The 16,012-nt window shown below is 62.9% G+C and carries 8 protein-coding genes; 6 read left to right on the top strand and 2 right to left on the bottom strand.

What is annotated here, in order from left to right; translation table 11 throughout:
• Positions 1–41 precede the first annotated feature (41 nt).
• A complete protein-coding gene (locus tag BN13_RS05175; RefSeq protein ID WP_009481393.1) occupies positions 42–998 on the top strand; it encodes an AAA family ATPase in 957 nt (318 codons plus the stop codon).
• A 140-nt stretch (positions 999–1,138) separates the two neighbouring features.
• Positions 1,139–3,607, top strand: a complete 2,469-nt coding sequence (locus tag BN13_RS05170) for a S8 family peptidase (protein WP_235433945.1) — start codon at positions 1,139–1,141, stop codon at positions 3,605–3,607.
• Positions 3,608–3,628: 21 nt separating this feature from the next.
• On the opposite strand, the gene BN13_RS05165 is transcribed toward BN13_RS05170, so the two are convergent.
• The gene (locus tag BN13_RS05165; RefSeq protein WP_084733576.1) at positions 3,629–4,621 is read right to left on the bottom strand and encodes a DNA-processing protein DprA; all 993 of its coding nucleotides are present in this window, start codon (positions 4,619–4,621) and stop codon (positions 3,629–3,631) included.
• A 196-nt stretch (positions 4,622–4,817) separates the two neighbouring features.
• On the opposite strand from BN13_RS05165, the gene BN13_RS05160 reads away from it, so the two are divergent.
• The 4 genes from BN13_RS05160 to BN13_RS05145 all read left to right on the top strand — a co-directional run bounded on the left by BN13_RS05160 (position 4,818) and on the right by BN13_RS05145 (position 14,699).
• Complete coding sequence (locus BN13_RS05160; protein WP_048544986.1) at positions 4,818–5,189, top strand: hypothetical protein; 372 nt, start codon at positions 4,818–4,820, stop codon at positions 5,187–5,189.
• Between the two features lie 746 nt (positions 5,190–5,935).
• Positions 5,936–7,405, top strand: coding sequence for a hypothetical protein (locus BN13_RS19160; protein WP_157038448.1), 1,470 nt, complete (start codon positions 5,936–5,938; stop codon positions 7,403–7,405).
• Positions 7,402–8,580, top strand: coding sequence for a hypothetical protein (locus tag BN13_RS05150; RefSeq protein ID WP_048544981.1), 1,179 nt, complete (start codon positions 7,402–7,404; stop codon positions 8,578–8,580). The genes BN13_RS19160 and BN13_RS05150 overlap by 4 nt, the downstream gene beginning before the upstream one ends.
• Positions 8,568–14,699: a S1 RNA-binding domain-containing protein gene (locus tag BN13_RS05145; RefSeq protein ID WP_048544980.1), complete on the top strand. Its 6,132-nt coding sequence runs from the start codon at positions 8,568–8,570 to the stop codon at positions 14,697–14,699. Before BN13_RS05150 ends, BN13_RS05145 begins: the two co-directional genes overlap by 13 nt.
• 196 nt (positions 14,700–14,895) lie before the next feature.
• Here BN13_RS05145 and BN13_RS05140 read toward each other — a convergent pair whose 3' ends face one another.
• Positions 14,896–15,945, bottom strand: a complete 1,050-nt coding sequence (locus tag BN13_RS05140; protein WP_235433932.1) for an IS30 family transposase — start codon at positions 15,943–15,945, stop codon at positions 14,896–14,898.
• Positions 15,946–16,012: the final 67 nt, after the last annotated feature.

Below are 16,012 nucleotides of genomic sequence, written 5' to 3'. Positions count from 1 at the left end.
CTTGAACCACATGACGACACACGGCTGAAGGAGGCGGGACGATGGCGCGCGCTGATCTACTCCTAGACCTCGTCGAGGCCGAACGCCGCGGTGATCGGGAACGCTTCAAGGTGTTGGTTGAGTCCGTCATCGCCGAAGAGCGCGCCAACCAGCATCATCTTCTCGCTGATCGGCTCTCGCAACTCATCACAACGACGGGGCAGGGACCCGTCCGTGACGACCGAGCAGCGGCGATCCGCGATCTCGTGCATGAGGTCGTACCGAACCGTCGGCTGCATGAACTGGAACTTGCGCCGGTCCCGCAGCGCGTCGTTACCGAACTGATCGAGGAGCAGAAGCGCGCGGAGCTCCTGCGTAGTTACGGTATTGAGCCGCGCAACCGCCTTCTGCTGTCCGGTCCGCCTGGAAACGGTAAGACGAGCGTGGCGGAAGCGATCGCGGCAGAGCTGATGCTTCCCTTCTACGTGATCCGCTACGAAGGTGTGATGTCGAGCTTCCTCGGGGAAACGGCCGCACGGCTTGACAACGCGTTTGAGTTCGCGCGGACTCGCCGTTGCGTGCTGTTCTTCGACGAACTGGACACCATCGCCAAGGAGCGAGCGGACGAGCACGAGACCGGCGAGATCAAGCGGGTGGTTTCGACACTGCTGCTCCAGATCGACAGACTGCCACCCCACGTAATCTTCATTGGCGCAACCAACCACGGCGAGCTGCTGGATCGGGCGGCATGGAGACGGTTCCAGATTCGGACGGAGCTGGGAGCTCCTAGCCGCGCACAGGCGACGCGATTCCTCGAACGTCTTGCTGAACGACTCGGAGGCGACCTCGGTTTCGCTCCTCGGACGCTCGCCGACAAGTTGGCCGGGGCGAGTTTCGCCGAGTTGGAAGAGTTCGCACTTGATGTGCGCCGCCGTGCAGTGCTGGAACTCCCGGATGACAACATCCGCCGGATCGTGCAAGAACGGCTTGAACACCGCCGAGGTCAGGCGGCAGGGTGACGGTTGAGCGTAAACCGCTCCTCGCGTTCGGACCAGCGGAGGTTGTGGCGCGGCCTACTCAGACGCCGCGTGATCTTCCACGCCTGGCAAAGCCGGGCGCCGGGCGACAAGGTGAACGACTGACTCCTCAGTTCAGGGACTTGGCCGCAGCTTTCGAAGCCGAACGTGCCCGTCTGAGCGCAGACACCCCAGAGGAGATCGACCCCGCACTCGTGGTCGTGTTTGATCTGGCGGGAAGCATCAAGGACTTCCGCAACGCAATCAACCGGATCGATGGCCTGGAGTTTCTGTCTGAGCTTCTCGGGGATCAATCTGACCCAGACGACGATTTCCACATGACGGAGCGTGAAGCTGGACGGACAGACAAGCGCGTCACGCACTCGCTGTACCTGGTCATGTCCAACACCAAAGCGATCGACGAACTACTCCGCCTCTTCGCTCAATGGCAGGCCGACCCGTCCGCGTCGTTCGAGCACGGGCTCGGCAAGTTCAAGACGGCCTTCCAGCAACTGACAGCGATACGTCGGTGGGGCGCTGAGGATCGCATCCGTGAGACTGGTCTACGAGAGCGCTGGGAAGAGACTCTCAGCATGGTCGGTCAGTCGGTCAGCACCGTCCTCGTCGAAGTCGAACTCTGGCACAGGCGTGATGCCGCCCAGCGTGCGGCTGCCGAGGCGCACGTCGAGGAAGTCATCACTTCCAGCGCCGGTCGAGTCTTGGATCGCTCGCAGATCGGAGAGATCGAGTACCACGCGCTCCTGGCTGAACTCCCGATCCAGCAGGTCCAGTCCGTGTTGACCAACGGAGCTTCGGCCATTCGGCTCCTCACGACTGACGACGTCATGTTCGTCAGCCCCTTCACCCCGATGAGCGTTGCGCCAGGGACGCTTGAGCCAGTTGCTCAAACCCAACTTGCTCGCAGCGACAGAATCGAAGGCAAGCCTCGGATCGCGCTGCTCGACGGGCTGCCGTTCACCAACCACGACGCGCTCCAAGGTCGGCTCTCGATCGATGACCCCGATGAGATCGGTGAGAACTACCCCGTCGCGGCGCGCCACCACGGAACCGCCATGGCGTCACTCATCATTCACGGCGACCTCACTGATGGCGGTCCACCGCTTGATCGTCCGCTCTACGTACGACCGATCCTGCAGCCCCACGAGTTCATTCCTGGGCACGAGCAGGTAGTCCCAAATCGTCTGCTCACCGACGTCCTTCACCGCGCAATCAGACGGATTGTGAAAGGCGAGGGGAACCAACCTGCCGCAGCGCCCAGCGTCCGTGTTGTGAACCTGTCCATTGGCGCGCAGACGCGAGCACTCACGCGCCGAATGAGCCCCGTCGGGCGCCTGCTGGACTGGCTCGCCCACTCGTACAATCTGCTGTTCGTCGTCAGCGCGGGCAACCACACCGACGAGTTCACGATCCCCGCCGCTGCCGCGCACGACACCGAGGCCGCTCGCCTGGCTGCAATGCGGGCCGGCTTCGAGACGGCGCTGCTGCGCGGCATCCTTCCGCCTGGCGACGCCCTGAACGCCCTCACCGTCGGCGCCACGCACTCAGACGGCCTCGGTGAGATCGAGGTTCCGGACACGGTATGGGACATCACCCACCCGGACGCTCCCGCACACTATGGGTCTGTTGGGCCCGGTGTCGATCGGTCGGTCAAGCCGGATCTTCATCACTCCGGAGGTCGCGCCCTCTACACGCGCCCCATCGTCCTGCCCGGTCAGACTGACGTTGCCGTCGGCCTGGCTCATACCGTCGCGACGGGACCCGGCTTGCAGGTGGCCGCTCCGGGACGAGGCGGTGCTACCAACAGCACGGTGTTCACGAACGGCACCAGTAACGCGACCGCGCTCGTCACGCGTGAAGCCAGCAGGCTGTTTGACCTCCTTGAGTCCGACAACCGCGATCCCGAAGACGCACCGCTTCCTGATCCGCAATACCACCCGTTGCTCGTGCGTGCCCTCCTTGCCCATGCAAGCAGCTGGGGCGCCTGGGAGAACAGCCTGCGCAACGATCTTGGTCTCAATGGCCAGGACGCTCGGCGGCAGCTGACGGCTCTGCTCGGCTACGGTCGCCTCGACCTCAGCAGACTCGGCGAAGCCGCATCCAACCGAGCCGTCCTCGTTGCCGGCGGTCAAATCGCACGGAACGAGCGCCATACTTACGGCTTCCCACTGCCTCCCTCACTCCGAGCGAAAGCGGAATGGCACCGCTTCACCATCACGCTGGCATTCATGGCTCCAACGGTCGGCCAGCTCACTCGGTACCGCAGCGCCAAGGTCTACTTCAGCACGCCAGACACAACCCTGGCGGGTGGAGACCGAACCGATGCAGAGCACAACGCCGTGCGACGAGGCAGCCTTCAACACGAGATCGTGCAGGGCACCCGCTCGATGTCTTTCGTAGATGGCGATGCCTTCCCTATCCACGTCGAGTGCATGGACGATGCCCAACGACTCCGTGCCGGTAACACCATCCGATATGCGCTGGTCGTGTCGGCAGAGACTGCCGAACAGACATCAAATACGATCCACGATGAAGTTCGCGACAGACTGCGACTCCGCGCGCGCGAGCGTGCCCGTGATCGCATCCGCCCGTAGCGCGGTCTGAGACAGCGCGGCCTACAGCAGCCGCATTTCCCAAGCGCTGCTGACTGTGCGTTCAGGCATCAACAGTGATGCAGAACTCCCGCGCTCGACGTCGCGGGTCTCCAACGCGCGGTAGAGGTCAGCAGCATCGGTGATGACGGCGCAGTCCTTGTCGCGCAGCAGGCGGTGCGGCCCTGCGCTTGTTGCGCTGGTCACCGGACCGGGTACCGCGCCAACAATCCGCCCCAACTCTTGGGCTCGCTCCGCCATCTTCATTGATCCTGAGCGAGCTCCGGCCTCGACAACGACAGTCGCTGTGGAGAGCGCTGCCATCAGCCGCGCCCGAGCAATGAGACGGTGGCGCGTCGGCACTGCGCCCGGTGGAACCTCGCTGACCATGAGGCCGAGGTCGGCCACCCGCTCAAGCAGTTCACGGTGACCCATCGGGTAGGGGCGATCAACACCGTTCGCCATGACCGCGATCGTGTCGCCGCCGGATGCAAGGGCCGCTCGATGGGCCGCTCCTTCGATGCCGTACGCGCCGCCGGCCACGACTATCCGCTCAGTGTTGGCGAGGTCGGATGCCAGCTCCGCCGCCACATGCTCGCCGTATGAGGTTGCGGCCCTCGCGCCGGTGATCGTGACGAGATCACTGAGCGGTCGCGCGAGGAACGATGTCGTGCCGCGAGTCCACAGGACGTATGGTCGCCGGTCACCAAGATCGTCGAGCGCAGAGGGCCACTCCTTGTCGCCGGGGATCAGCGTGCCGATACCGGCGCGCTCGGCTGCGACGATGCTCTGCTCAAGTGTCTGAGCGTCTGAGCGCTCGAACTGGGCGCGCCAGACCTGAGCTTCAACGGTGCTGAGGCCTGTCACGGCGTCATCACGCTCGGCGAGTCGAAGCACCTCAAGCGCTCCCAGGTCGCCCAGGAGACGGCCTGTCACGGCGTCGTCTGGTTCGACGATCATCGACAGCACCATCCGTGCTGCGCGCTCATCCTGGACTACGTGGCTCAGGTTCGTCATCGTCGGGTCCTCTCACTCCTACAGAGAGGTGCGTGCGGCAACGCGGCAGCCCGAGGGTTCCATGACTGCCGACCCCGGCGTACAGTGGATGGTGAGGCAGGTTCTCCTCATATTGCGGGTCCTCCGGGACGGCCTTCGGGCACTCACACACGTTCTGCCTCCTCGACGGAGTAACACGTGTGACGAGAGGCCCGTCATGTTCCGCCTTAACTGGACGCTCAGCGTTCACATCCGCGACTACCTGCACCGCTACATGCCGAGCAACCGGCTGCTCACTGCCATCCGCACCCGTCGCGGACTCAAGTGGGGGATACCCGCGATGCTGATCGCGCTTCCGTACATCCTGATCGCCAGCATCTGCTCTGGTGTCGCCGCTGATGGCGGCCCCGGCTGGCTCCACCTCATCGTGCTGTGGGCATGCTGGAACGCACTCAAGTTCATCCTCATGGGACCCGCGAGCATCGTTCTGCTCATCCGTGCGCGCCTGCGCGAGTCCGCGATCCGTCGTCACCAGCGCCACGACTGGCGCGTCGAGGCGAGACTGCGTGAGCCAGCCGTTCGTCTCTAGGCTCAACCGGCAGCGGATGCTGTGATGCGCGAACCACGGCGCCCGCCAGGACGGATCACGACACCGTGCGAAGCGAGCGCTCGCTGGACAGCCTGAGGCCCCGCCCCGACCTTCATGCCGACCTCTACCAGCGTCAACCCGCTGAGGTAGAGGTCGGCTGCTTCGTGGATGCGGGAAGGATCGAACCGCCCGCGGCGGATCGTCCCTCCTGACGGGAATCAGGAGGGACGACCAGCAGCTGAGTCCAGCGACAGTTCATTTCTGTGCAGCCGCGACGTCTGGCAAACTTGAGGAGTCCGACACTCCAACTAGTGGTAGAAGGGACACATGGCCTGCGGTAACAACCACGTCAGTCGCGACTACCTCTCGTCGCCGCCCGCGCCAGCGAAGTCCGCTGCGTCTGCACTGTCGAAGCCTCAGGTCCAACTCCCCTCCACAGCCAGACGCCTTCCTGAGGTAAGGATTGGCAATCAGCCGCCGCGTCAAGGGTTCCAATCGCGGGTAAACACACGAACCGGGGTCGTCGACTACTTCATCGGGCCGGACGGCCAACAGACCCACGAGCCGGCCCTGCACGTCCACGTGATTCACCAGGCCAACGGGGACGTCACAATGCACATCACTGATCGCCAGGACGGGACGACAAAGCACTCAACGCAAATCGAACTCAAGTCCCCCGATGGCAACCAGGTTCGCGACGCCGAGAGGGCCTTGGCCGAAGTTCTTGGCTCGCTGCGGTAACCCAGATGAGTGAGCCCCTCTCCAAGCCCCAAGCCATCGAGCAGCTTCCCCGTGTCTATGCGATTGAGTGGAAACAACCGGTACGCGAGCTACTCCTTGCGCCCGACGGCTTCGGGACAACTCACACCTTGAGCGAAGCCCTCCATCTGATCCCACCTGAATGGGGCGGTTCACTCCTGCCGCTCTGCCTGGTAGATGAGGGCAGCATCGCCGTGGTCGCTCTCAACACAGATATCCCTGGAACTCACGAAGGCCACGTCTACCGCCTACACCTCTCGGAGGTGCCCGCTGAGCATCAACTAGGCATGCTGGACATTGATCCTCTTCTCTACATCTCGTCACTCGAACAGGAACTCGGCTCTAGACAGGCGGGCCTCCGTCGCGTCCTCGACCAAATAGGTCCGGCGTACGAGCGTAGCCATCTCGACAAGGAGAGGCGCCCACGCGACTTCGTCGTCCGGCCCGTCCGGATTGCTTGTCAGAACGTGATCGTCGCGTTGGGAGCGATCGCCCACGACTCCAGTTTCGACGGACTCTCCGCCCCGGCTTGGCAGACATGCGAAGTGCCCCACGTCGCGACTCATGAAGCGAACCGAGCCCTTGCCGCCCTGACGCTCTGTGATGCATTCCAAAGCGGAGGAACGATGGAGATTCGATTCGACCGCAAGGCACGGATCGTCCACAAGGGCAATCCCCTTGATTTCCCCGGGCACCCGGAGATGGCGGTACCCGCAAGCCTTCGGCGATTCGGCCGAACGGTTGGCGTCGTCGTCGGCGCCGAGGACCACGCGGCCATCAGTCCACGGGAAGCCCGCGACCTGTTCCTGGCAATCACTCCCATGCCCGACGCCTTGAGAACCCGTGTCCATGACGCCATTGAGAACCGCGGCATTGCTCCCGAACGGATCTGCTTCCTGCTCCTGTCCCAGGTTTGGCGCGAGATCGAGATGGACTATCTGCTTGCTACCACCGGGCGAGCGCCGTCAATCCTCAGCGGCGGGGCCGACTGGACTGACCGATTCGCCAGGCAGGCCGAGTCCGAGATCTGCCGGGGCGCAGTCACCGTCGGCATGCTGTTTCGCCGGCTGAACGCCACAGACAACGCAAACGGTGGAAGTGAAGTCGTGCGAGTTGTCGAAGATCGGACCAAGGGCATCGCCTGGGATGCCCACCCAGACGTTGCCGCAATTACGTTTACCGGACTCGATCCAGCCGACCCTATCCCGTGGACCTTCGGGACGCCGGCCGCTGACATTCTGACGGTCTTTCCCCGCAGCACTATTGACGCCGATGTGCTCAGCGAGATTGTCGCCGCCGACGTTCCCGGGAACAAGGCAGTGCTCGTCCCAGCCGATGCTCCGACGCCATCTGCCATGCCCTCGCCCGTTCATGTACTGAGGTGCCCTGATCGACTCGCTGACATCGACAAGTCCATTGAGGACCGACTCCTAAAGTCAAGGATCTCCCGAGGATGAGTACCGAGACCGCATGGGTAATCGGTTTGCCCGCTGACCTGTCAACGAAGGGGCTCGTCGAGGATATCCACTCCGCAGCTGGTCGAGCAGCCAAAGCTGAGCCAGGCGACCGTCTCGACATTGCCCGATTTGAACAACTCGCCACGCGCTTGGAACAAGCTGCACTGAGGCAATCCGGCGTCAATCGCATCGCTGTCGCTCTCCCGGAAGGTGGACCGACGATCCTGTTCGGTCAAGATTCCAACAACTGGTCATCCGGGCTGCCCAAGGACATTCTCGCCGCGGCCAACACACTCGCGCAGTCGGGGCTGATACCGGTCTTGGTGGTCGCACCTCACGCGCACGGGACCACCGACACCCTATTTCGCGGGGCCGCCGAACCTCCCGCTGACACATGGGAGGCGGACGAAGGCATATTTGGCGGTCGAGCCGTCGAGGCGCGATTCCGTGCCCAGATTGCCGAGGCTCTCAACCCCGACGCAAAGCGACGAGTGCCGATCTCGCCGAGTGGTATCAACAACGCGGTTGTCACCGAGATTCTTCGGGAGTTCGTCGCCACAGAGCCGGGGATGCCCCGAGTCGACGCTCCAGTTCAGTATCGAGACGGATCTAAGGCAACCCATCCGTTCCCGCTTCGCGCACTGCCAATGCGCGCCGACCTTTCACTGGCTTCTCTAGAGCTTCGGTTCACACTGTTGTCGATTAGGCACACCGAGATGGATGCCGTCGTACACGGCGCTTGGCTCCGCAATGCTGAGATTTCTCGACCTCGGCCCGCTGCTATGACGGACGACCTCGTGTACGAATTGAGCCTGCGGCAACTTGAGGAGTTGTGCCGGAATGAGAGCCACGTTCGTCTGCACATGTACCAGACCGGTCTTGAGACCGCCATCGTCGGCTTCTACCGCGCGCTCACCAGCCACTTGCTGATGTTTCCGGGCTCGGTGTCGGTGCAGCCCATGTACTACGTAGCACCCCGGAAGCCGAAAGCGAATCCAACCGATGGTCGCGGAACTGGTGGCCTTGGGCAGCGGTCCGGGCTCGGGGGCCGCAATGCCCGGAATCGAGCACCAGCAAGGAGCGCAAGCCGTCACATCTGCGACTCGGATCGAAGCCAAGCCACGGTCGTAACGGAGAGCAGTACCTTCCGAAAGGGGACACCGTGGACGGCGTAGGCGAGACTGGAACGGCGAAGCGTGGACTGTCGGCCTCGCACATGCGAGCGTTTACCTGCAAGGACTGCCAGCGCGAAGTCGAGGGCCTCCAAGATGACCTCGCGGGCTTGGAGCGCCGCGGCGGGAGTAAGGCCCAGCTCAAGAAACTGAGATCCAAACTTCAGTCTCGCCTGGAGAAGGCAACCTACAACGAGAACTGGGCGCGCAACCTCGTAGAGCGCGGTGGGTCGCGCTCAGACCGCTGCAAGGAACACCGCGCAACACATCGAGTCAACATCCAGGGCTTGGCCGTCGCGTACATCGACTTGAAGACCGTTGGGGAGGTTGCGGACCGCGAGAACCCAACAGGACCCCTCGGGGGGCTCGGACCGCTTCCCACCTCACACGAAGAAGTTCCCGGGACGAGCTACGACCTCGAAGAGGTCAGAGTCGGTATGACCGATGAACATGTCGTCGAGATGGTCGCGAAGCTCCGGGAGAAACAGGTCCTCATTTTGAAGGCGGGAACCGGGACCGGGAAGTCGACATTCGCGCCTTATAGGCTCATGGACCCCCCGCCCGCGACGCTAACCGAGGTGCCGCCTGGCTCGCCATTCGCAAAGCTAACGGATCTCGGTCCGATCATCGTCACGGAGCCTCGCGTGCAAGCTGCGGTAGGAGTTGCTTCGTTCGTCGGAGGCGTGATGTCTGGCGCGGGCGGAGTTGGCCCTGGCTACCCCGTTGGCTACCAAGTGTCCGGCGATCGAAACCACGACGAAGCGTGCGAGCTCATCTACGTCACCGACGGAACAATGATCAACTGGCTCCGAGAGGGCCGACTGAGCCGTATCGGCACGGTGATCGTTGACGAAGCCCACGAGCGCAGCACCAACATCGACTTCATCATGGGCTACTTGAAGCGTGAACTTCCTCGATACCCACATCTCCGCGTGATCGTTACGTCAGCAACGTTCAACACCGATTTCTATCTTGAGTACTTCGGCGGACAGGCCAACGCCAACGTCATGGACGTTCCCCCCGAAAAAACATTCGGATACGGAATGCCATTCTTCCCTAACCTGGATGCTCCGGAGGACGGCGAAGATGAGGTACTTGAGCGATGGTCGGACCCGGCTCTGCCTTTGGTCGCTCAGTTGCCGCGCGACGAATCGGCTTTCGTGAAGACCCATTGGAAGTCGCAGTTCGCCGAGGCTCTCTCCTTCCCGGACGACGTCGCCGACAAGGCAGACGACGGTTTAGTGGAGGACGTTTGGGAGACGACGCGTCTAGTCTCTGGTCTGCGGTTCGACGGCAAGATCCCTGCTGAGGAATGGCAGGAGCGGATGCCAGGCGAGATGGCCAAGTTCGTCATCAGGCTTGCTCGCGGCCTTGACGAGGCGGGAATCTTCGGTGACATTCTTGGTTTCCTCCCGACTAAACGGACCATAGAACCTGTTTGTGAGGAGATCGAGCGGGCACTGGGACGCATCTACAAGGACCAGGTGTTTCCGTTGATCTCAAGCCTGCCGAAGGATCGACAGAGGCGAGCCCTTGCGAAGCGCAGGATGGGGGATCCGCGCAAGATTGTCATCTCAACGAACCTGGCCGAAACGTCCTTGACGGTTGAAGGCGTCCGGTTCGTCGTTGACAGCGGGATCATCGCTCAATCCGAATGGGACCCAGAGTTAGCCAAAGGCAGCATCCCAACAAAGCCACACAGCCAGGCGGGAATCAAGCAGCGGTGGGGCCGAGTTGGACGCAAGGCGCCCGGATGGGTGTTCCCCCTGTATACAAAGGCTCAGTTCCTCGACCTCGCCGAAGACACTCCGCCCGGGTCGACGCGAGACAACCTCGAAGCCCTCGTCATCACCGCAAAGATGGGCGGCATCGACGACGTACTCAGTTTCGACTGGCCGGCCGCGTTTCAGCCGACGACGGTGGAACTCGACGAAAAGGCCCAGGAAGCGCGCGACATCTTCGTAAAGGAACTCCGCCGGGCAGACCGCGCGCTCCGGTCGGGCGGTGCCGTCGACAGCGACGGTCACCCGACATCGTTCGGTAAGGAACTCGTGCGGTTCCAAGGCCTCGGCTCGACGGCGAGCGCGCTGGCAATCATGTACGCCGATCGGCTGGCGTGTGTTCCCGAGGTTGCAACTGCCATTGCGTTACTGGAGGACACGCGACTTATCGGACCGCGTGGCCTTCTGATGGACGACTTTGATTGGCCGGACGACTGGCGGCTGGAGGCAGCGGAACGCCATCGCGGACTGGCGACCCTCTGCGCCGACGACGCGGAACTGGTACTGCTGACCACCGCGGCTTGGGAGTGGTCCGACCCAGATCGTGCACCGTGGGAAGACTCCCCCAAACGGCAAGACTGGGCACGCCAGTGGTGGGTAAATCACTCTGTGCTCTTGGAAGCGGCCCAGAAGCGGCAGGAGGTGCTTGCTGCTCTAGCCCCAGCCATGAAAGAAGAAGTGAAGCGCTTCGTCGAACCGGCCCTCATCGACCGCACTCGCGGGGTTCTGACCCGCGCGATGGCGGCAAACCTCTTCGTTCGCCGCGCAGAGAACGACTATGCGCCAGCGAGCCCTCTGCCGTCCACATCACAGAAGCTGTCCGGTGATGCTGCCGAATCGGCTGATCCGACCCTGCATGCCAGCGATGGTTCGGGTACGTCACGTACCCCAATGCCAAAGGCCCGCCCGTTCGCGCTCGAAGAAGACTCGTTGATCAAGCCTCAGTCAGAACAGGTTGTTGCCCTAAGGCGTCGGGAATCGAAACTCGATAACCGAATCTCATCCCTTGTGGTTGCACAGGAATGGGCGATGACAAACCCGGAAGCGAGCCAGCCGTCGAGCGCCGTTGACGCCATGCAGATGCTGGTGTCCGCATCTAAATACGCAAAGGCCGATGCGGCCAAGAACGAAGCCCTGCGATACATCGCGGCTTGGCCAGTTGGCCAGCGAGTCGAACTCGAATTGTCAAACGCTGACGGGGTGGTTACGACCAGAACGCTCTCAGCACCAATTGCGCCTTTCCCTCGACCGTGGTCACGGGAGGAGCGGGGCGACGAGACGAGACTTGGTCGAGCTGCGCGCTCCCGCCGGCGCGCACGTCAGGAAGAGGACTTCGGCTCGACAGAGGACCTTGCGACAGAGTTCCGCCTCGACCAACGCCGCGGCTATGACGACGAGGGCAGTGAACGAGTTGAGCTCCTTGTAGCTGACCAGGATAGCGGGCTGTTGCAAGCTTGCGGTCAATGCTTTCCATGCCGGGACGACCGCCCCGAGGACTGCGAGCGGCCCGGAAGTCCGAGCGAGCCAGGCAGGAGAGAAGATCTCCTGGCCCAGTGGCGGCACCAAGCATCGATCGTCACCGACGTCTCAACACCACGTGTCGAGATTGAGTCGGATTCGGTCGACTCTAATGGTTGGTTCGAGGTAACCGGCTATGGACACGACGAACACGGGTTCGTGGTGAAGCTTCGACCCGACTGGCGCCGGGGCAAACTCAGCAACGCTGGCCAGCACCCCGATCTGAAGGCGGGTTCCCCCATTGATGTCCAGGTTGGCCAACTGCTCAGACACCACGGTGGCGCGTTGCGAGCCTTCGACAGAGTGGACGGCAAAGGGCGATTCATCCTCGCCGAGGCGCGCAGTCGATACGCCAACGAGCAGGTCCGTCGGCGAGAAATCGCCGTTAGCCTCGATCGCGGCCAGATCGGCCTCTTGGAAGGCTTGAAGGCCGGGTCAGTCGTAAAGGCAACAGTGGTTCCCGCACGCGCCGAGGGAACGTTGACGATTACCCTCCTGGAGTTGCTGCACCAGCACTGGTCGAAGGCGCAAGACGGTCGCGGGGCAAGCAACGAAGTACTCCAGCAGCGAGGGCGCAACCAGCGCCGCGAGCGGGTTCATGCCGCCGTCGTGGACGCCCCCGCGAACGCCAACGGCTATGTGACTGCACGCCTACTTCACCAGGACAGCGACCTCGGCGTCGTCCACAGGTTCGACTTTAGTATCAAGGTTCGGGGTGACGAGAGCCCAAGCACAGAGGCTGCCGGTGACACGGGCGCACCCGCCGTCGAACCCCAAGTTGCAGAGCCCCAACTCGCCTCCGGCGACCCAATACTGGTCAAGCTACAAAGCGACCGGGCCAGTCTCGATGTCAGCGGCCTCAGCGTCGAAGATCTCCGGAGCATCGAGGCTCAACAAGCGGGCCAGATCACGATCGACGGCCTTCCTGACAAGGGCGAGATGCCTCAGCGCAGGTCCAAGCGGGAAGGCAGTGAGGCGGCCGGCGACGAAGGCGACATAGCGCCACCGGGTACGGAGGTGCAAGCCAAAACCGAGAAGCCCCTCTCTCGGTCAGCCGCAGCGGCGCTTGTCGATCTTAGCAACGAGCCCGACTGGCCCAATGAAGTCTGGGCGTTCTGGGCTCGCACTCACCACTTGCGCGTCAGCGACCGAACTCCATTCATTCCTGGCAAGCACCGCGAACCGTTTGAGGTGCCTGCGACTGTGCACATCGAAGAGGCAACCCCCGCCGAACAGCGGGAAGCTCAACTTGCGGCGTTTTCCGCGGCGCATCCCGTTCACAGCGTGGTCGAGTGCGTGGTGAGGTCTATCACCAACACCGGAGTAGTGGTCGATCTCGATAACGGCATCGAAGGATTCATCCCCCTGACCGAACTGTCGTGGGGCAACAGAGTCAAACATCCAGATCAAATCGTTGCTCCTGGCGATTCGCTACGTGGAGTCGTACTGGATATTTCCGTCCCGCCAACTCGACCCCGGTTGTCCACCAAAGCGCTCATACCCGACCCCTTCGAGGCATTCAAGGACCGCTGCCGGCCAGGAACGCGCGTGAGTGGAAAGGTAGACGGAGCTATCGACCAAGTTGTCTTCATCGATCTTGGAAATGATGTGGACGGGTCGATTCACATCTCAGAACTCGACCACGCTCGCTTGGAAAGCGCATCCGACTTCGCTCCAGTTGGCACCACGATCGATGTCGAGGTGATGGGCTTCGATGACGCTTCGCGCCGCGTGAATCTTTCGCGTAGGCGTCTTCTCCCGCATCCATATGACGAGTACAAGCGCGATCACGGTCTTGGCGAGACGGTAACCGCCCAAGTCGATCGAGTTTCTCCCACGCACGTCAATGTGAAGGTCGGAGCCCTCGATGGCGTCGTCCATGTCAGCAATCTTCGGTGGGAGCGAGTTGACGACGCGACAACGCTGTACGCGTCGGGTTCGACCCTCAATGCTCGCCTCGTCAGGTTCAACGACGCAAAACGACAACTCGAACTCTCTGTGAAAGTTCTGCTTCCCGAACCATACGAGAACTTCAAACGTCAACACTCAGTCGGCGACGCAACGGACTTTACTGTGGCGCGGGTGTCTAGGACTCATGTCAACGTCCTTCACGCGTGCGGTGCTCTCGGTGTTCTACACGCCAGCCAACTCGATCATTCGCGTGTCGATGACGCATCGTCGAGGTACGGTCCAGGGGACAGCATCCGAGCAAAGATTATCCGGTTCAACGACGAGCGTCGGCAGATCGAGCTCTCGATCAAGGCCCTGCTGCCCCAGCCCTATCCAGCATTCAAGGCAAGGACGCCGATCGGCGTAACCATCTCCGCAGAGGTGACGGGATTCAACGACTACTTCGCGTACGTGCGTCTCGCCGATGGTGTCGACGGAAGCATCCACGTTTCACAGATTTCAACTGCCCGTGTGGGGAAGCCCTCAGAGGCGCTCACAAGGGGGCAATGCGTCACAGCGGTCGTGGTCGGATTCGATGATCAACGCAAGAAGGTGCAGCTCTCGCTCCGGCAAACTCCATCCGCCTCCGTTCAGCCGTCTGTCGGCTCTCGCACTGCGGCCACAACTCCTCCCCGGGCACCCGCGACACGCAGCGCGCCAACCCCTCCCGTTGCACCGCAGCCCTCGACGGGTCCGGCACCGAGAGTTGTCACAGCGGAGGGAGAGACGGTCACGGAAGCCATCGCAGCGGCATGTCGCCAGCTTGGGGTCCCAACTTCCGCGGTTCGGCACGAAGTTCTCGCTCCGGGCTCACCGAAGAAGTTTCTACGTCCTGCCAAACCCGCACGCGTGCGCGTCACAACTCGCCAATAGCTGGTGGCTGCATCGACTCGTCGCCAGTGGCTGCCCGCTCAAGCGTTCGGCAGGTACGAATCGCTTGGCGAGCGTAAGACACCGACTGGACCCTCCGAGTTTCAGAACTCAGATCACACTCTCTCCAGCAGAGCGGGCCCGGGCTGCCTAGTTAGGCGTGTGCAGGCCGCGAAGCCCGCGCGAGGTGACGGCGGTGTCAAGGCGTCGTAGCAACGTGGGGTTGGCCGAGGAGGAGTCGTTCGAAGGATTCGCGGGGGGTGAGGTAGCCCAGGACGGCTCGGGGGCGTTCGTTGAGTTCTTCGGCGATGGAGTTCAGGTAGGGCTGATGGGCGGGGATGTTCTCGCCCTTGGGGATGTACTCACGGATCAGGCCGTTGGTGTTCTCGTTGCTGGGACGCTGCCAGGGGCTGTGTGGATCGGCGAAGTACACCGGCAGGTCGGTGGCGACGGTCAGCGCGGCGTGGCGGGCCATCTCGCTGCCTTGATCCCAAGTCAGCGAGGCGCGCATCATTTCGGGTAGGGCGTTGACGTGCTCGATCAGGACCTCGGCCAGGTCGTCGCTGGACTTGCCGTGATGCAGGGCCACGATCACGGTGTACCGGGACATCCGCTCGACCATGGTGGCTGCAGCGCTGGCGCCGTTCTTGCCGATGATCAGGTCGCCTTCCCAGTGCCCGGGTACCCTCCGCTCGGCGCTGCCGGGGTGTTCGTTCTCCCGGGCGGTGATGGGACGCATCCCCACGATCGGGGCCCCGCGCCTGCTCGATGAGCGGGGCTTTCGCTGGGTGCGCTTGGAGCGCAGGAAGACCCCGTGGCGGACCAGCTCGGCGCGGGGCATGGCGTAAATGAACTGGTAGATCGCCTCGTGCGAAGCCAGCAGGCCACCGGCCGGTAGGGAACCCTTCATGACCTCCACGGTGGCGTCCTCGGCCTCCAACTTCAACCGGCCGGCGATCTGACGGGGCGTGCGAGACTGCCGCAGATCGGCCAACACCCGCTGACCCAGCAGCGGATCGGCGGCCACCTTGCGCGGCTGCGGACGGGCGCGGCGCCGTTGGGCCCGCACGTCGGCGCTGACCACCCGATACCCACACGTCTTGGTGGAGTTCCGGGCAATCTCCCGGGTGATCACTGACCGATCCCGGCCCAGGTCACGCGCGATCCGCGCCGGGCTCCAGCCCGCCTTCAACCCAGCCGAAATCTCCGCCCGGTCCTTGATCGTCAACTGCCGTCTCGTGCCTGCCACCGGTCCAGCCTCCCAGCCTTCAGCCCCGATCCAGTGGAGGCTGTTGCTTGGACGCTATGACCCTGCC

The sequence above is a fragment of the Nostocoides jenkinsii Ben 74 genome, from assembly GCF_001046875.1.
In the GTDB taxonomy this organism is placed as follows: domain Bacteria; phylum Actinomycetota; class Actinomycetes; order Actinomycetales; family Dermatophilaceae; genus Nostocoides_A; species Nostocoides_A jenkinsii.
Note: the sequence above shows the minus strand (reverse complement) of the source record. Positions and strands in the feature narration are given on the sequence as shown.

What these genes read in the sequence shown, in the direction of transcription:
- BN13_RS19160 (WP_157038448.1), top strand. Translation starts at nt 5,936, where the DNA reads ATGAGTGAGCCCCTCTCCAAGCCCCAAGCCATCGAGCAGCTTCCCCGT.
- BN13_RS05165 (WP_084733576.1), bottom strand. Translation starts at nt 4,621, where the DNA reads ATGACGAACCTGAGCCACGTAGTCCAGGATGAGCGCGCAGCACGGATG.
- BN13_RS05175 (WP_009481393.1), top strand. Translation starts at nt 42, where the DNA reads ATGGCGCGCGCTGATCTACTCCTAGACCTCGTCGAGGCCGAACGCCGC.
- BN13_RS05160 (WP_048544986.1), top strand. Translation starts at nt 4,818, where the DNA reads ATGTTCCGCCTTAACTGGACGCTCAGCGTTCACATCCGCGACTACCTG.
- BN13_RS05150 (WP_048544981.1), top strand. Translation starts at nt 7,402, where the DNA reads ATGAGTACCGAGACCGCATGGGTAATCGGTTTGCCCGCTGACCTGTCA.